Genomic DNA, 16,766 nt, shown 5'->3' with positions numbered 1-16,766 from the left:
ACTGTTTGAATGAGAGTGCAATATGGCAGGCAACCTGGAGCGGGCGCTGGCGGTGCTCGAACTGCTGGCGAAGAATGGCGGCCGCATGCCGCTCGCGGCGATTGCCGACACGCTGAACATTCCGCGCAGCGGCACGCACCGTCTGCTGTCCATGCTGATCGACGAAGGCTTCGTGAGGCAGGACGAAGATCACGGCGAGTACATGCTCGCGCTGAAACTGGTGTCGCTGGGCCTGATCTATCTGTCGACGAGCGGCGTCGCCGATATTTCGCAGCCGGTGCTCGACCGGCTGGCAGAAAGCTCTGGCGAACTGGCGCGTCTCGGCGTGGTCGAGGACGATCACATTACGTTTGTCGGCAAGGCGCAAGGCGCGAAGTCGGGGTTGCGTTACGACCCGGACATGGGCAGCCAGCCGCCGCTGCATTGCACGGCGAGCGGGCAGGCATGGCTGTCCACGCTCTCCGATGAACGGGCAATCGAACTGGTGTCGAAGCAGGGTGGCCTCGGGCCGAAATCGACGAATGCGCCGCGTGCGCCGAAGACGATCCAGCAGTTCCTCAAGGATCTGAACGGCGCGCGTCAACGCGGCTACGGCGTGGCAATCGAAACGTATGAAGCGGGCATGACATCGATTGCGGCGCCCGTGCGCAACCCGGTGACGGATGAAGTGGTGGGGATCGTGAGTCTTGCCGGGCCGACGAGCCGTTTGCCGGAAGCGCGTCTGAAGGAGCTTGCACCGTCTTTGCTGAGCGCGGCAGCGGATATGGGCGCGGCGACGCTGTCATCGCCGCTGGTCAAGCGGGCCGCCGCGGCCGAACCGCCTGCAGCCAGCAAGACGACGGCAGCGAAGAAGCGGGGACGGGTCGCTGCCAAGGCGTAGGATTTTTCAGTAACGCCGCATCTACGTGGCGCTGACTACCGTGCGATCAACGCGTCGATTTCTTCACGCCGTGGCGCCGTTGCCGGTCCATATCGCGTGACGGCAATTGCGGCGGCTGCATTCGCGCGCCGCGCCGCTTCAACCGCTGAGCAGCCTTCCGATAACGACGCCAGCAATACGCCCGTATGAGCGTCGCCTGCGCCGTTGCTATCGACGGGTTCCACTTCGAACCCTTCCACGCGCTGCACATCGCTACCCATCGCCACGAGACAGCCGTGCGCGCCATCACGCACGATGGTCAACGCGTCCGCTGGCAGCCGCGATGCAAGCGCCGCCAGTGCCGCTTCCGCCGTCGCGCATGCCGTGTGCAGCAGCGCTTCGGCGCAGTTGCTGGTCCAGATGCGTGTGCGTCGCATGATGCGCGCGAGCAGCGCCGGATCGATCGAATCGACGAGCGGGCCGGGATCGAAGGCGATGCGCGCGTCGTCCGGCAACGCGTCGATCCAGTCGATCAACGTCGCGCTCTTGCCCGCCACGCACAGACTGTAGCCGCTCACATAGACGATGTCGCGCGCGGTCACTGCCAGCCCGTCGAGCACCGCGCGATCCAGTTCCGTCTCCGCGCCCAGATGCGTGACGAAGGTGCGTTCAGCCGTCGCATCGACGATTGCGACGCAGATGCCCGAATCACGCGAGGCACTGCGCGCGGCAGCCGCGTCGATCTGCTCTGCGGCGAGCGCCGCGCGCGCCATATCGCCGAAACGGCCCGTTCCATGCCCGGCCGCATAGACGACAGCCATGCCGCTGCGCCGCGCGGCGGCCATCACGTTGAAGCCGCCGCCCACTTCGAATTTCGAATCGGTGGCCAATACATCGCCGCCGGGCGTCGGCAATTCACCGACGCGCATCACCAGATCGACCAGAACCTGTCCCGTGTGAATCAGACGGGGTACTGCTTGTGTCATGTCGTGCTCTCCTGCAAACCTTGAGTGCGCCTTGCGCCGCCGAGCAGCGCATACAGGCCGCCGCCGACCACGAAGGTCACGATCCAGCCGAGGCCGTTGTGTCCGAGCCAGGTATCGGCGAGCGGTCCATGAAAGCCGTGCTCGCCACCGATCGACAGGAAACAGAAGCCGAGCACAATCGCCAGCGCCCACGAGCCGAACGCGCGCCATTCGATACCGTTGCGATACCAGTACGCGCTGCGCGGGCTGACATCGAGCAAGGCGTCGGCGCGATAGGTGTCGCGGCCAAACAGATCGACCACGAAGATGCCGACCCATGCCGTGATCGGCACCGCGAGCAGCGAGATAAAGCCGATGAACGGGCCATAGAAACTGCCCTCGATCAGCATGAAGTACACCGAGCCCGTCGAGATCGCGACGATATCGACCACAACCGCCTGCACGCGCTTGACCTTGAGGCCGAGCGTGAGCGTAGTCAGACCCGCCGAGTACACGGACAGATAGTTCGACAGCAGCAGCCCGCCGAACGCGGCGATCAGATACGGAATCGCCATCCAGTGCGGCAGCAGATCGCGGATCGCAGCGATGGGATCGGTGGCCGATGCGAGCTTGTCATTGCCGACGGACAGCAGCGCGCCGAGTGTGACGAGCAGCACGAGCGGGATGCCCGCACCGAACGCAGCCGACGCGACCAGCGAGCCGCCCTTTACCGTCGATGCCTGATAGCGCGACATATCCGCGCCCGCATTGGCCCAGCCGATGCCCGTGCCCGCCGCAATCGTGCCGATGCCGATGATCACCGCGCTGGCAGGCGCAGGCGCCGCCGCGAACACCGCGTGCCAGTCGATCGAACCGACCAGGAAGGCGCCCACCACCAGATTCAGTGCGCCGAACACCCACGTCGACCACTTCTGGATCACCAGCAGCGTCGCGTGGCCGAGGCCCGACACAACCAGCGTCGCAGCGACGAACACGGCGATGAACGCGAGCGTCAGACCCGGCGATGCCTTCGCATCGGCGGAGGTGCCGAACAGAATCGAAAACAGCGACAGCAGTACATAAGCGCCAGTGGTCGTGTTGACGGTTTCCCAGCCGAGCCGCGATAGCAGCGACACGATGGTCGGGCCGATATTGCCGCGCACGCCGAAGATCGCACGCGACAGCGTGAGACTCGGCGCATGGCCGCGCCGTCCCGCAATCGAGATCACGCCGACAATCGCGAAGGAACCTGCCGCACCGATCACGGCGACGAGGATTGCCTGCCAGATAGCGAGATGCTGGAACGCGACCAGCGTCGCGCCGAGCGGCAGGCCGAGAATGCTGATGTTCGCCGCGAACCAGACCCAGAAAAGTTGCAGTGGATGGCCGCGACATTCGTTCTCGGGCACGGGTTCGATGCCGCGCGCCTCGATCTTGCCTGCGTTGGCGGAATTGCTGGACGAAGCCATCTGGTCTCCTGGGACGGGTTGTGGCAGCGCTTTAACCGCGCGAGGCGCGCAGGTCGAGCAGTTGCCGGATGAGAGGATCGAGATCAAGCGCGTTCACGCGGATCACGGTCTCGACGGGTTCTGGTGGCAGCGCCGTGTACCCCGCGCACGCGCCGAGCATCGCGCCGAGCATCGCGGCGATGGTGTCGGTGTCGCCGCCGAGGCTCGCCGCTGTCGCGAGTGACGTGGTGATGTCGGTGCCGTGGTGGGCGGCGTCGTGTGCGAGCGCGAAAGCCGCGACCACGGATTCCTGCGACGCGACCGATGTGCCGACCACGTCGTACAGGTAATCGGCGAGTGCGTCGCCGGTGATGTGCGTGGTGAGATCCGCGGCCCAGCGCAGACGTGCGCCGATGCGCGCGCCCGCGACCCAGAAGCCGCGTTGTTCGCCACGGTCCGCGAACGCAGCGCCGTGTGCGAGCGCATCCGGCAGCGACGCACCATCGATACCCGCCGACACAGCCGCTGCAACCGCCGCCGCGCTCGCGATACCCAGCGTGGTGTTGTGTGTGACGACGCACGAGCCGACCACGGCATCGATAAACCCTTCTGGATTCGCAATCGACGCAGCGATGCCGACAGGCGTCACGCGCATGGCCGCGCCGTTGGTCGTGCCGAAGCGGCCCGCGAGCATCACGTCTTCGCCGTCGAGAATCGCCTGCGTCGCGCGGCGCGTGGACGGGCCGAGCAGATCGAGCGAGCCGCGCGCCTTCATCTGCGCTTCCCATTCGATCAACCGCTGCGCGAATTCGCGCGGTTCGATCGTGCCGTGTCCGTCGACCAGCAGTTGCGCGACGAGGACGGCCTGCTCGGTATCGTCGGTGATCGAGCCTGCGCTCATGTTCGGCGCGATGGGTTGATCGGCATCGGAATCGAGCAGCCGCGTGATGCGGCCATAGCGCTGTTGAATATCGACACGGCTCAGCGATTGAGTCGGCATGCCGAACGCGTCGCCGAGTGCGAGGCCATAGAATGCGCCGCGCGCGCGATCGAAGCGCTCGGCGTCGGAGGGAGAAGTAGCAGAGGACGGCATAGACATCAGAATTCCAGGTGCAAAGCAAAATGCGCGGGATCGAGCAAGCTCACGACGTACTCGATGATCGCGTTGTCGCGGTCGCGCGTCAGACGGCGCGAGCGCAGAAAAGGGGTGCCGCTGCGGCGCTTCAGCAGGCGTGCATCGTCGGCTTCGAGACTGACGACTTCGGCCCATTGCTCGCCGTGATCGGCCACCATGCCGTGTTCGGCGAGCGTGCGGTTCAGTGAGCCGCCTACCAGACCTTCAAGCGGCAGCGTGGCGAGATCGTCGCTGAACGGCAGGCGGCTGCGTTCGAGCGAAATCGCGGCGGCGGGATCGCCGATCACGCGCATCCGGTCGATGGCGACGAAGCGCGTGGTGTCGAGTCCCAGCTCTTGCGCGAGCGCGTCGTCTTCGATGATCGCGATCTGCAGCAGCTTCGTTTGAGGATTGCCACCGGCCTGTTCGAGCGCCGTGGTCCAGCCGAGCGAGCCATCGATGGTCTGCCCGTGAAACGTGACGAACGAGCCGATGCCGCCTTTGCGCGTGATCAGGCCGCTGGTCGTCAGCAGGTCGAGTCCCTTGCGGACGGTGTTGCGGCTGACGGCGAAGCGTTCGACCAGTTCGCTTTCGCTTTCCAGTTGCTGCCCGTACGGCAGCTTGCCCGTCAGGATGTCGCGTTCCAGTGCGGCTGCAACCATGTGTGCCTTCGAGCGCCCGACGTCGGTTGCCCTGGCCGATTTACGGACCATCTTCAGTCTCCTGTCAGAGAACGGTGTGCGCGCACGCCGGCGTTCGCCGGCGCGTGCAGTGTGCCTTCCAAAAGGCACAAGTATGCACATGTTTTCGGACAGGTGGTGTCTGGGAGACGGTGGGTGCGGGCGCATGTCGATTCTTTGCGGGTGGCCGGTATCAGAAGCGATGCACCACGCCGAGCTGGAAGCCGCGTGCGTCGGCTCCGGCATACGCGAGCGGCAAGCCCGCATTCGCCGATCCCGCGAGCCGGTACGAAGCATTGCCCTCGTTTTGCAGGAACGACACGGCGCCGTACAGCGAAGTGCGCTTCGAAAACGAATACGTGTAGAGCGCCGCAATCTGCCGCGCGTTGTCGCCGTGGCCGGTTTCGTCGTGCAGCAGCGTGCCGCCGAGCGAGACCGCTTGCGCGGGCGTCAACTGATACACCGCCGAGATGCCGTACACGTTGACGTCGAGCGCGAGGTCGTCCCATTTCGCGCCGCTCCAGCCGAGGTACACGGTGGTCTTGCCGATCTGATACGACGCGCCGACTTCAGCCGTGCGGTCGAGCGTGCTGTTGTCGGCGCTGCGCACGGCCTGCGCGGCTGCGACCGCGGAGAAAGGACCATGCGAATACGTGACGTCCGCCTGATAGCTCGCGCCCGCCGAGCGCAGCCCGCCCGCGTCGCCGAAGCCCACGTACACGCTGAACTGCACGCCCGACAGCGTCGGCGATGTGTACGACACCGTGTTACTGGTGCGCACCGCGTAGGTCATCATGTTGCTGAAGCCGGACGCCTGCGTCGATGCGCCGAATGCGTCGAGTCCGCCCTGATCGTTGAAAATCGGCGAGTTCTGGCGGCCCACGTGCACCTCGCCCCAGTTGCCGCCGACACCGATCCACGCCTGCCGGTTGAACAGCGAACCCGGCGAAGCAAAGGTGCCGTCGTTCGGATTGAAACCGTTCTGCAGATCGAAGCTGACGAAGTTGCCGCCGCCGATGTCTTCATGGCCGCGCAGGCCGATGCGGCTCGCCCATTGTCCCGATGATCCGATCGCGGCCGTGTAGCCGTTACCCGTGTTCACGTACTGAAAAAACTCGTCGACGATGCCGTACAGCGTCACGCTGGATTCGGCGCGGGCGAGGGGCGGGAACGCGCAGACGGCGAGCATGCACGCCACGCGCAGCGAACGGTTGGACATTGGGTTCCTTCTGACGGGTTGGATCGGATCGATGTTGCGATTTCCTGTTCCTTAAAAAAGTACAAGTAGGAACATGTGCAAAAGTACGGTTACAGATTGGACAAGTCAAGCGGTCAAATATCAGGGAAAACCTTGAGGCGCGACGTGAGCGCACGCGCAGCCGGCCGGTGGCGAGGTTCGAGCACGCGGCTTGCTAATCGCTTGGTGAGGACAATCCGGGAGGTTGCGATGGCAAAGGTCGTGTTGTTGCACAACGACGATGAGGTGCTCGATCCGAGCGATACCACGCTGCGCACCCGCGGTTCCGTTCGCGTGGATGGACACGGAATGGGCGGTTGGGAGGAGCATCTCGACGGCACATGGACGGCGCTGATCGGTCACAAGCCGTTTCGCGGCGCGTCGAAGCAGGCATTGACGGCCATGCTCGAAACGTATTTTGCCGACGGCGCGCGGACTGGCTGAGGTGTGACCGTGTGGTGGTGTGCGTTGGCGCCTTTTAGCGTCGTCGCGTACAATTGCGCTTTCTGGAGATGGCATTCCTCCAAACAACCGCCGGGCTGACCGGCTGATGATGCCTACGAGTTCCTGGGTGCGGGAGGTCGTAGGCCGTCTGTAGTGACGTCCTGTCACCCAGGTTTGATGTTCAATCAAATCTGGAAATCATGAAGCGTATTCAATCTGTCGAGCAGGTCGCCATGGTGCCCTATCTGGTGCGCTGGCTTCTGCTTTCATCTGTGCTCGGCGCACTGGCGGGTTCCGCGTCGGCGTTCTTTCTCTATACCCTTGATCTTGCAACCGATACCCGCACCGCGCATCCGTGGCTGCTCTGGCTTCTACCCGTCGCGGGTCTTCTGACGGGCTGGGTCTACCAGCAGGTGGGCAAGCCCGTCGAAGGCGGCCACAACCTGCTGATCGACGAAATCCACGATCCGCAGAAGATCGTCCCCCGCCGCATGGCGCCGCTCATTCTCATCGCCACGGTCGTCACGCATCTGTTTGGCGGGTCGGCAGGGCGTGAAGGAACGGCGGTGCAAATGGGCGGTGCACTCGCCGATCGCGTGACGCATCTGTTCAGGCTCGACAAGGACGAACGCCGCATCCTGCTGATGGGCGGCATCGCGGCAGGCTTTTCGTCGGTGTTCGGCACGCCGCTCGCGGGCGCGATTTTCGGGCTGGAAGTGCTGGCGCTCGGCCGGTTGCGCTATGACGCGCTGCTGGCGTGTCTTGCCTCGTCGGTGGTCGCCGATGAAGTGTGCCGCCTGTGGGGCATCCATCACACCGTGTACACGGTGCCGTTCGTACCGGACGTGACGGCCCTCGGTCTGGGTTCGGCGGTGCTGGCGGGTATTGCGTTCGGCATCGTCGGGATGCTGTTCGCCGATTCGACGCACGCGCTGTCGGCGTGGTTCAAACGGAAGGTTGCGTGGGCACCGATGCGGCCGTTCATTGGCGGTGCGAGCGTTGCCGTCATGGCGACGCTGCTTGCCACGCCGCAATTTCTTGGACTCGGCATTCCGACCATCTCGGCGGCCTTTCAGGGCACGCTGCCCGTCTATGACTTTGCAGGCAAATTCGCCTTCACGGTCGTCACGCTGGCGTCGGGATTCAAGGGTGGCGAAGTCACGCCGCTGTTCTACATCGGCGCAACCTTGGGCAATGCGCTCGGTCATGTGCTGGCGCTGCCCGTTCCCGTTCTCGCGGGTCTCGGCTTCGTGGCCGTTTTCGCCGGCGCGGCCAACACGCCGATTGCATCGACGATCATGGCAATGGAACTGTTCGGCACGCATATCGGCGTCTATGCGGCCGTGGCATGCGTGGTGAGCTATCTGTTTTCTGGCCACACAGGTATTTATCGGGCCCAGCGTGTCGGGCAATCGAAGCATCTGATCCTGCCCGAAGGCATCCGTCTTGCCGACATTCCCGCCTTGCGCCGCGCGCGCCGCAAGAATGCCGCCGTCGTGCAGACGACATCCGTCACCTGATCCCGGTTCACATCATGAGCAAACTCATTTCGTTGCGGCTGTACTTTCATCATTCGGCCAAAGGCCATCCGACGCGTTTCTGGCATCGTGTTTCGCGTCCGAGCATGGCGCGGCATCTGCTCACGCATGCAAAGCGCGCGGGCATCGAACAGGCGCTGTTGCATCGTGTGCAGGCGGGCTTTATTCGTGGTGACCGTCTGCATCATGCGCATGTCGAAACACTGCACCATCGCTTTCCCCAGTGTATCGAACTGATCGACCTCGAATCGCGGCTACGCGAATTCTGGCAGCAACATGGCGGCAATCTTCACGATGTTCATGCTGTGTTCCTGCCGTGCGAAATCGCAAACCCTGCCTGAGGAGGCAAGCCTCGCCCGACGAACTGCCGGATCATCGAGACACATCCCATAGAGAGGTCTGACGCATGTATCTGTCCATCCTTGCCGTTGCGGTTGGCGGCGCGCTGGGTTCGCTGTTCCGCTGGTTTCTCGGGCTGCGCCTGAATGCAGTGTTTCCGGATCTTCCGCTCGGCACGCTCGCGTCGAATGTGATTGCGGGTTACATCATCGGCGGGGCGATCGCGTTCTTCGGGCGGTGGCCTGACATCCCGGCGGAGTGGCGGCTGTTCGTGATCACCGGCTTGATGGGCGGGCTGTCTACGTTTTCGACTTTCTCGGCCGAGGTCGTCGAGGATCTGCAGCAGGGAAAGCTGGCGTGGGCGGCGGGCGAAGTCGCCATCCACGTGTCGTCGTCGCTGTTGATGACCGTGCTCGGCATTGCAACGGTGGCAGGATTTGCGCGGTTCGCGCTGGCCAGATAGATCGACTAGCGTCTGACCTGCGCGGATCCGGTCCGAGGATACGACGATCAGGCCTCGGATTCGTGGCACACCGCCTCGATGTTATGGCCGTCCGGTCCGATGACGAAAGCCGCATAGTAGTTCGCGTGATACTGCGGACGCACGCCCGGCGCTCCATTGTCTTTGCCGCCGGCTCGCAACGCTGCACGATAGAACGCATCGACCTGTTCGCGATTCACAGCCTTGAACGCAAGGTGAAGATGCGCTGGCTTCTCATCGGTCTGGAACAGACATAAAGATACCTTATCATCTGCGCTGAGCTCGATGCCGTACGTGGGCAGTCCCTCGGCGACAATGGCGACGCCGAGTGGCGCGAGTGCTGCGAGGAAGAACGTTTTACTCGCGGCATAATCGGTGACGCCGAATTTGACATGGTCGAACATGCGCTCTCCTGGTGCGGGCGGGTGCGGTTGCGCGAGGCACAATGTGATGCGTCGCGCGGAACCCCGGTTCGGATGGAACTGTGATGCGCAACGGTACTCCAAAACGGGCAGCCCGTAGCTTCCGATCATCCGAGCCGCCGTGACGCGGCAACCCGTAAGATCCTCTGGTCATGCAATGCAAGGAGAGAACCCGATGCCGAGTCTTGAGCGAGCGCAATCGACTGCGCTGGTCGATTTTGTCTGGCGCACGGTGTATCGCGGCGGGTTTCCGCTCGCGCGCATCTGGTGGAGCGTCCGGCGTGCCAGGCATGAGGGTGCATTGGTTGCCATCTACGTCGGCGAGTCGTTGCTGTTGCTGAAGTCGTCGTACCGGAACGCGTGGAATTTTCCCGGTGGCAGCGTGCATGCCGGTGAAACGCCTGAAGTCGCGGCGCAGCGCGAGATGGTGGAAGAAATCGGTTTGACGGGTTACACGCTGATTCCTGCAGGCAGTGTGAGCGGCGTGTGGGAAGGGCGCAGAGACCGCGTGCATTTCTTCGAACTGCATCTCGATTCCCCGCCTGAGTTGCGGCTCGACAATCGGGAAATCGTCGACGCGCAGTTCGTATCGCCGGAACAATTGCGCAGCATCACGTTGACGGGGCCGGTCGCCCTGTTTCTCAGCAAAAATCCCCGCCGCTAGCGTGCGGCTTTCGTGTAGATGCCTTGATTGACCGATCGCGCTGTGCGGCATAATGGACTATTCAGTCCAAACGAAGATCGGAGAAGTCGATGCAACTGTCGGAGCAGAACGTACTCGTCACGGGCGGCGCGCGTGGGCTGGGTGCCGCGATCACGGAAGCACTTGCACGCGAAGGCGCGAGCGTCGTCATCAACTATCGGCGCAGCGAAGCGCAGGCGAATGCGCTCGTCGAGCGGCTCGGGCCGCGTGTCGTGGCGGTGCAGGCCGATATCACCGATGCAGCGTCGGTCGCACGTTTATTCGATGAGGCTCAGGCGAAGAGCGGCAAGCCGGTGCATGCCGTGGTGAACAACGCGCTCGCCGATTTCAGCTTCGACGGCGACGCGCGCCCGAAGCTCGGCGAGATCGAATGGGTCCGTTTTCAGCAGCAGATCGACGGCGCGCTCAAAGGCGCACTCAATACGATTCAGGCCGCGTTGCCCGCGATGCGCGCGGCGGGTTTCGGCCGTATCGTGAACGTCGGCACCAATCTGTTCCAGAACCCCGTCGTGCCGTATCACGATTACACGGCGGCCAAAGCGGCATTGCTCGCGCTGACGCGAACGGCATCGAACGATCTCGGACCCGATGGCATTACGGTGAACATGGTGTCGGGCGGCCTGCTGCGCACGACTGACGCCAGCAGCGCGACACCCGAAGCCGTGTTCGATATGGTGGCGGGTTTCACGCCGTTGCGCCGTGTGACGACGCCAGCCGAATTCGCCGATGCCGTGCTGTTCTTTCTCTCGCCGTGGGCGCGTGCGGTGACCGGGCAGAATCTGGTGGTGGATGGCGGGCTGGTGAAGGGGTGAGGCGGGCTTAAAAAATTAGATCAGTGCTCACGATGCAAATGGGAAATATCCGTTTGTATCGAGAACGGGCGTTGAAGAAGCAAACGGACAATTAAGTGGCTGCTTCACCCTTATAACCGTTTCTTTTCAACGCCTGGAGCCTTGTAATGACCACGATCCGCAATGACCTGATCCTCTCGCAAAGTGCATTCACGCATGTCGTCGACGTGCCGATCGAAAGCATCGATATCGCAAGCTGGCTGTTCGAACTGCCCGACGCCGAGTATCAGCGCTGTGCTCCGCCCGACCATATTGCTGCGGGCGCAACGTGGACAGATGATGGTCGCCGCATGTCGATCAATGTGGAACAGATCGGCTCCGGGCTGGTTGTTCAGCATTACGTGGGTGAAGTGACCGAGAAGCACTACTGCCGGATGGTCTCGCTGTCCGACGTGTTCACGCCGCATGGCCGCACCAAAGTCCAGGTTATCTGGGAGTTGAGCGCGAAGACGCTGCCTGATGGAAAGACGGAATATACGAATAGCGTGATCTCCCATCCGACCGATGAGTTTCTCGCGTTCATCGAGAAGAATGGCGCGACCTTCGAGCAGGCGGCGCATGATCGGCAGGTTGCTTCGGGCGATCACAATCGTCGTGAAACGCCGCTCTTTGCGGAGAGTATTGCCCGTGCAGCGCGCGCGAAGATGGCGGTGCAGAACGCGTAATGTCTGACAGGCGGGACGACGCGATCGGCAGGAGCCGGTCGCTTCTCCGGCTTGATGCTTGAATCAAACGTCCCACGTGCCATCCATCCGGTCTGGATAAAAAAAGCCTCGCACAAAAAATCTCGCAAGCCGTTCACACTCCCCACAATATTCTCCCGTCCGGATCGTCATCACCGGTATGGAACCGCCCAACACCCCGAGCACGCTGACCGAGCAGGACCGCGACATCGCCCGCGCGGTGGCCCGCGAGCGCCCGAGGCTGCGTAATTTCATCCGTCGCCGCGTCATCGATCAGGACGAAGCCGAGGACATCCTCCAGGACGTGTTCGAAGAACTGGTCGAAGCCTGGCGCTTGCCCGATCCCGTCGAGCAGGTCGGCGCGTGGCTGTTCCGCGTGGCGAGAAACCGGATCATCGACCGCTTCCGCAAGAAGAAAGAACTGCCGCTGCCCGACGCGTCCGGTGCCGCCGATATCGACGATTCCGACGGCGAATACCGGCTGGATCTGACGCTGCCTTCAGCCGATGCCGGACCTGAAGCCGCCTACGCACGCGCCGCGCTGCTCGACGCACTGCGCGTCGCGCTGGAGGAGTTGCCCGCCAGCCAGCGTGAAGTGTTCGTCGCGCATGAACTGGACGGACGCAGCTTCAAGGAAATGTCCGCTGCGACGGGCGTCAGCGTCAACACCTTGCTCGCGCGCAAGCGCTACGCGGTGCTGCATCTGCGCGAGCGCCTGCGCGCGTCGTACGACGGCTTCGAGCTATGAATCAAAGGAGAATCACATGAGGTTTCGCCGCAAATTTTTCGCCAAGGCGCTATTGCTGTTGATCATCATCGCGCTGCTGGGCTGGATCGTCATGAGACTGTGGAACTGGATCATCCCGACGCTCGTCGTCGATGCGCATGTCATCGACTATCCGCGCGCGATCGGTCTGCTGGTGCTCTGCCGGATTCTGTTTGGCGGGTTTCGCGGACATGGCGGTTGCTACAAAGCCAGGCAATGGCGTCACTGGCAGCAGATGACGCAGCAGGAACGCGAGCGCCTGCGCAACGATGCGACCTCGGCGTCGCGCCCCAACGAGGGAGCAGGCATATGACGCGCGATGCCACGTCTGCCTGCAAGCAGCCGCCGGGCGTGATCGTGCCGAGCGTCGACTTCGCCCGCTGCGAAGGCAAGGCCGATTGCGCCGCCGTTTGCCCCGAGCAGGTATTCGATATTCGCCGCATCGACGCAGCCGACTATCAGGCGCTCCGTCCGCTGCAACGGTTCAAGCTGCGCGTGCACGGCATGAAGGTCGCCTACGCGCCGCGCGCCGACGCGTGCCGTGCGTGTGGACTGTGCGTGTCGGCGTGCCCGGAGCACGCGATCACGCTGGTCAGAATGCGCTGACGCACCGTTCGACACCGAGGTTCAACCATGATCATGCTCAGTCCACATGAACTGGCGACGCTGATGCTGGTAAGCAGTGCGCCTGATCAGCTCGACACGACGCGTGTCGAACTCGATACTTTGCTCGATTGTCAGCTTATCGCTGTCGAAACGCGCGCCGGTGGCCGGCGCCGTCCTATGCTGACGCCTGCCGGCGTGCATCTGCTGGAAGCCGCTGCGCGGCTCGATCGAAGCCGCCAGCGCGGCGCGTAGGCGAACGCAACAGGCAACCTCGCACAGTCGCAGTCGGCGCGACACATGTTCGAACCCGCGGGCTGCCACAATATGGCTGTTGCCCCCACACCTGGAAACTCCGATGTCAGATACCGCCGCGCGCACGCGACGCGTCGCTCCGCTGTTCGCCCTGCTGCCGTTCCTGCGTCCCTATGCGAAGCGCTGGGCGCTCGCGTTTCTCGCGCTCCTGACGTCGGCGGGCGCGACGCTGGCGTTGCCCGTGGCGTTCAAATACCTGATCGATCGCGGTTTTGCGAGCGGCGACCGGACGCATATCGATCGCTATTTCATCGCACTGTTCGTGGTGTCCCTGATCCTCGCTGCCGCAACGGCGCTTCGGTTCTACTGGGTTTCGTGGCTCGGGGAACGCGTCACGGCCGATCTGCGGCGCGCCGTCTACGACCATGTCATGCGGATGAGCCCGCAGTTCTTCGAAACCACGCAGACGGGCGAAGTGCTGTCGCGGCTCACCACCGATACGACGCTGATCCAGGCCGTGGTCGGCACGAGCCTTTCGCTTGGGCTGCGCAATCTTCTGCTGGCTGTCGGCGGCGTCGGGATGCTGGTTGCGACGTGCCCGGTGCTGTCGGGTTACATCATCGTGACGCTGGTCGTGGTGGTCGCGCCTATCGTGATCTTCGGACGCCGCGTGCGGCGGCTGTCCCGCGCGAGCCAGGACAAGATTGCGAACGCAAGCGCGCTGGCGGGCGAAGTGCTCAACGCGATGCCGACCGTGCAGTCGTACACGCAGGAACAACACGAAGCGAAGCGTTTCGGCGGCGCAGTGGAACTTGCCTTCGATACGGCGCTCACGCGTATCCGCGCCCGCGCATCGCTGACGGCCGTGGTGATCGTGTTCGTGTTCGCAGCCATTGTGTTCGTGCTGTGGCTCGGTGCCCAGCAGGTGCTGGCCGGGCACATGACGGCGGGCCAGCTGTCGCAGTTCATCCTCTACGCCGTCTTCACGGCGGGCGCCGTGGGCGCAGTCGCCGAAGTATGGGGCGATCTGCAGCGTGCTGCCGGTGCGACGGAGCGGCTGCTGCAATTGCTGGCCGCGCGTTCGCCCGTGGTCGAGGCGGAAACGGTTGTGCCGCTGCCCACGCACGGGGACGGCATCCGGTTCGAAAACGTCAGCTTTTCGTATCCATCGCGTCCCGGTATCAATGCGCTTGCCGGCTTCTCGCTCGATGTGCGTCCGGGCGAGCATGTCGCGCTGGTCGGCCCCTCCGGCGCGGGCAAGACCACGCTGTTTCAGCTGCTGTTGCGCTTTTACGATCCGCAGGCCGGCAATGTGCTGATCAACGGTGTGCCGCCCAATCAGGTTTCGCTGGCATCGCTGCGCAAGGCGATTGGCGTCGTGCTGCAGGAATCAGTGATCTTTTCGGGCAGCGTGCTCGACAACATCCGCTATGGGATGCCCGATGCCACGTTCGCGGAGGTGCAACGCGCGGCTGAGATGGCGGCTGCAGCGAGCTTTATCGACGAACTGCCGCAAGGTTATGACACGTTTCTGGGCGAGCGCGGCGTGCGGCTGTCCGGCGGACAACGTCAACGCCTGGCGATCGCCCGCGCGATTCTGAAGAACCCGCCTATCCTGCTGCTCGATGAAGCGACCAGCGCACTCGATGCGGCCAGCGAACGCCTCGTGCAGACGGCGCTGGACAATGCCGCGTTGAATCGCACGACGCTCGTCATCGCTCACCGACTTGCCACTGTGCAGCAGGCGGACCGGATCATCGTGCTGGATCAGGGGCGCATCGTTGCGCAAGGACGCCACGCCGAGCTTCTGAAGCGCTCGCCGCTTTACGCGCAGCTTGCAGCACTCCAGTTCGGCGAACTGCACGCGCAAAGCGCGGAGCCGGATGGCTCGCGTTCCGAACGCGCTATCTGATGCGAAGAAGAAAGTAGTAACTCCTCCGCAAAGCAATATTGCGAAACGCAATGGCGTCATTGATTCCATTGCATTGCGGTAATAACGCATGGGTTTTATCTTGGTCTCCATTCAACGGAGACACCCATGAAGATCGCATTTCTCGGAGCCGGCGCACTCGGTTGTGCCATTGGCTCCGCGCTCACTGAAGGCGGACACGAGACCTGGCTGGTCGACCGCTCCGCCGCTCATGTCGACGCCATGTGCCGCGACGGCTTGCAGGTCGACGATGCCAACGGTTCTCGTCGCGTCAAGGTTCTCGCTACGACGCAAGCCGCCGAAGCCGGTCCTGTGGATCTCGTCATCGTGCTGGTCAAGTCGTTCCACACCGATTCAGCCATGCGCAGCGCGCTCGCGCTCGTCGGCCCCGATACGCTCGTCTTGTCGCTGCAGAACGGTCTGGGCCACGAGGACGTGCTCAGCGAGATCGTAGGCCGTGAGCGTGTGCTGGCGGGCAAGACATACGTTGGCGGCGTGCTGCGCGGGCCGGGTCATATCCAGTCCGGCGTGACGGGAAAGCTGACCATCGTCGGTGAACTCGACGGTCAAATCACGCCACGAGTACAGGCCATTGCCGATGCCTTCAACCACTCCGGCCTGACCACCTCCGTCAGCGACAACATACTCGGCACCATGTGGGACAAGCTGCTCGTCAATGTCGCGACGGGCGCGCTGACGGGCATCACCGGACTCACCTACGGACAGCTCTACGACGAGGCGATCCTCAGACAGACCGCACTGGCCGCGATTGGCGAAGCGATGGCAGCGGCGAAAGCGGCCGGCGTGCGTCTTTCGATGACGCGGCCGGAAGAGGCGTGGGTGCTGGCGGCTGAAGGGCTTTCGCCTGCGTTCAGGACCTCGATGCTGCAGAGCCTCGAAAAAGGCTCCGTGACCGAAATCGACTTCATCAACGGTGCGGTGGTTCGCTGGGGCGCAAAGCTCGGCGTTCCGACGCCGGTCAACGCGACGCTCGTGGCGTGCATCAAGGGCATCGAACGCGCGATGGCCGATCGCCAGAAGCAAGGGGTTGCAGCATGAGCGGCTCCAAGGCTTATCTCGAACACGTTGCGATCTGGGTGAAGGACATTCACTGGCACATCCGCTTCTTCGAACAGGTGCTCGGCATGACCCTGCGTGAAGTGGACGGCACGCGTGAGGCGCCGCGCCAGTACTGGACGCTTGGCGGCATGCAGTTCATCCATGAGCCGCGTCATGAAGGCTCCGAAGGGCGGCTCGCGCATCTCGGCGTGATGTGCGAAGACCTCGAAGCCGCGCTGGCCGCTGCGCAGGCGTTCGACGTCGCAGTCATGCCGCAAGGGCGCAACTGGATACGTCTGCCCGACGGCCTCGCCATCGAACTGATTCAGGCCCGACCTGCCACGTGCGTCGCGCAGGCGCTGGCGATCAATCCACGCGCGGAGGCGTGA

The 16,766-nt window shown here is 63.5% G+C and carries 21 protein-coding genes and 1 riboswitch; of the genes, 15 read left to right on the top strand and 6 right to left on the bottom strand.

Annotation, left to right across the window (positions count from 1 at the left end; translation table 11 throughout):
* Nucleotides 1-22: 22 nt before the first annotated feature.
* Nucleotides 23-880, top strand: coding sequence for an IclR family transcriptional regulator (locus DK391_RS06390; RefSeq protein ID WP_109477143.1), 858 nt, complete (start codon nt 23-25; stop codon nt 878-880).
* A gap of 35 nt (nt 881-915) precedes the next feature.
* Here DK391_RS06390 and DK391_RS06385 read toward each other — a convergent pair whose 3' ends face one another.
* From DK391_RS06385 to DK391_RS06365, 5 genes are all read right to left on the bottom strand, one after another.
* Nucleotides 916-1,845: a PfkB family carbohydrate kinase gene (locus DK391_RS06385; RefSeq protein WP_109477142.1), complete on the bottom strand. Its 930-nt coding sequence runs from the start codon at nt 1,843-1,845 to the stop codon at nt 916-918.
* On the bottom strand, nt 1,842-3,293 hold the full coding sequence (locus DK391_RS06380) for a cytosine permease (RefSeq protein ID WP_109477141.1): 1,452 nt from the start codon (nt 3,291-3,293) through the stop codon (nt 1,842-1,844). Before DK391_RS06380 ends, DK391_RS06385 begins: the two co-directional genes overlap by 4 nt.
* Nucleotides 3,294-3,324: 31 nt before the next feature.
* Nucleotides 3,325-4,371, bottom strand: coding sequence for an ADP-ribosylglycohydrolase family protein (locus DK391_RS06375; protein WP_109477140.1), 1,047 nt, complete (start codon nt 4,369-4,371; stop codon nt 3,325-3,327).
* Nucleotides 4,371-5,099, bottom strand: a complete 729-nt coding sequence (locus tag DK391_RS06370; RefSeq protein WP_109477139.1) for a GntR family transcriptional regulator — start codon at nt 5,097-5,099, stop codon at nt 4,371-4,373. Before DK391_RS06370 ends, DK391_RS06375 begins: the two co-directional genes overlap by 1 nt.
* Nucleotides 5,100-5,259: 160 nt before the next feature.
* A complete protein-coding gene (locus tag DK391_RS06365; RefSeq protein WP_109477138.1) occupies nt 5,260-6,285 on the bottom strand; it encodes a porin in 1,026 nt (341 codons plus the stop codon).
* Between the two features lie 228 nt (nt 6,286-6,513).
* Between DK391_RS06365 and DK391_RS44165 the strand changes: the two genes are divergently transcribed.
* The 4 genes from DK391_RS44165 to crcB all read left to right on the top strand — a co-directional run bounded on the left by DK391_RS44165 (nt 6,514) and on the right by crcB (nt 9,087).
* Entirely contained in the window at nt 6,514-6,747 is a 234-nt protein-coding gene (locus DK391_RS44165) for a hypothetical protein (protein ID WP_162600703.1), read from the top strand.
* A gap of 55 nt (nt 6,748-6,802) precedes the next feature.
* Nucleotides 6,803-6,870: riboswitch (Fluoride riboswitch) on the top strand.
* Between the two features lie 77 nt (nt 6,871-6,947).
* Complete coding sequence (locus tag DK391_RS06355; RefSeq protein WP_109477136.1) at nt 6,948-8,267, top strand: voltage-gated chloride channel family protein; 1,320 nt, start codon at nt 6,948-6,950, stop codon at nt 8,265-8,267.
* Between the two features lie 14 nt (nt 8,268-8,281).
* Entirely contained in the window at nt 8,282-8,626 is a 345-nt protein-coding gene (locus DK391_RS06350; protein ID WP_109477135.1) for a DUF190 domain-containing protein, read from the top strand.
* Between the two features lie 65 nt (nt 8,627-8,691).
* Nucleotides 8,692-9,087 carry a fluoride efflux transporter CrcB gene (crcB, locus tag DK391_RS06345; protein ID WP_109477134.1) on the top strand — a complete coding sequence of 132 codons (396 nt, stop codon included), beginning with the start codon at nt 8,692-8,694 and terminating at the stop codon, nt 9,085-9,087.
* 47 nt (nt 9,088-9,134) lie between these two features.
* On the opposite strand, the gene DK391_RS06340 is transcribed toward crcB, so the two are convergent.
* Nucleotides 9,135-9,509: a VOC family protein gene (locus DK391_RS06340; protein ID WP_109477133.1), complete on the bottom strand. Its 375-nt coding sequence runs from the start codon at nt 9,507-9,509 to the stop codon at nt 9,135-9,137.
* 193 nt (nt 9,510-9,702) lie between these two features.
* Here DK391_RS06340 and DK391_RS06335 point away from each other — a divergent pair, with 193 nt between their 5' ends.
* The 10 genes from DK391_RS06335 (at nt 9,703) to DK391_RS06290 (ending at nt 16,766) form a co-directional block, all read left to right on the top strand.
* Complete coding sequence (locus DK391_RS06335) at nt 9,703-10,191, top strand: NUDIX hydrolase (protein WP_109477132.1); 489 nt, start codon at nt 9,703-9,705, stop codon at nt 10,189-10,191.
* Between the two features lie 89 nt (nt 10,192-10,280).
* Complete coding sequence (locus tag DK391_RS06330; protein WP_109477131.1) at nt 10,281-11,042, top strand: 3-oxoacyl-ACP reductase; 762 nt, start codon at nt 10,281-10,283, stop codon at nt 11,040-11,042.
* Between the two features lie 146 nt (nt 11,043-11,188).
* On the top strand, nt 11,189-11,746 hold the full coding sequence (locus tag DK391_RS06325; protein ID WP_109477130.1) for a hypothetical protein: 558 nt from the start codon (nt 11,189-11,191) through the stop codon (nt 11,744-11,746).
* 178 nt (nt 11,747-11,924) lie between these two features.
* Nucleotides 11,925-12,512: a sigma-70 family RNA polymerase sigma factor gene (locus DK391_RS06320; protein ID WP_109477129.1), complete on the top strand. Its 588-nt coding sequence runs from the start codon at nt 11,925-11,927 to the stop codon at nt 12,510-12,512.
* Nucleotides 12,513-12,528: 16 nt separating this feature from the next.
* Nucleotides 12,529-12,843: a hypothetical protein gene (locus DK391_RS06315; protein WP_109477128.1), complete on the top strand. Its 315-nt coding sequence runs from the start codon at nt 12,529-12,531 to the stop codon at nt 12,841-12,843.
* Nucleotides 12,840-13,136, top strand: coding sequence for a 4Fe-4S dicluster domain-containing protein (locus DK391_RS06310; protein ID WP_109477127.1), 297 nt, complete (start codon nt 12,840-12,842; stop codon nt 13,134-13,136). The genes DK391_RS06315 and DK391_RS06310 overlap by 4 nt, the downstream gene beginning before the upstream one ends.
* A gap of 33 nt (nt 13,137-13,169) precedes the next feature.
* Nucleotides 13,170-13,388, top strand: a complete 219-nt coding sequence (locus DK391_RS06305) for a hypothetical protein (RefSeq protein WP_239482725.1) — start codon at nt 13,170-13,172, stop codon at nt 13,386-13,388.
* A 103-nt stretch (nt 13,389-13,491) separates the two neighbouring features.
* Entirely contained in the window at nt 13,492-15,300 is a 1,809-nt protein-coding gene (locus DK391_RS06300; protein WP_109477125.1) for an ABC transporter transmembrane domain-containing protein, read from the top strand.
* 126 nt (nt 15,301-15,426) lie between these two features.
* Nucleotides 15,427-16,377: a ketopantoate reductase family protein gene (locus DK391_RS06295; protein ID WP_109477124.1), complete on the top strand. Its 951-nt coding sequence runs from the start codon at nt 15,427-15,429 to the stop codon at nt 16,375-16,377.
* Nucleotides 16,374-16,766 carry a VOC family protein gene (locus tag DK391_RS06290; protein WP_109477123.1) on the top strand — a complete coding sequence of 131 codons (393 nt, stop codon included), beginning with the start codon at nt 16,374-16,376 and terminating at the stop codon, nt 16,764-16,766. Before DK391_RS06295 ends, DK391_RS06290 begins: the two co-directional genes overlap by 4 nt.

It is taken from the genome of Paraburkholderia sp. C35 (assembly GCF_003121405.1).
GTDB lineage: Bacteria > Pseudomonadota > Gammaproteobacteria > Burkholderiales > Burkholderiaceae > Paraburkholderia.
This window is presented reverse-complemented; position numbering and strand designations above follow the sequence as displayed.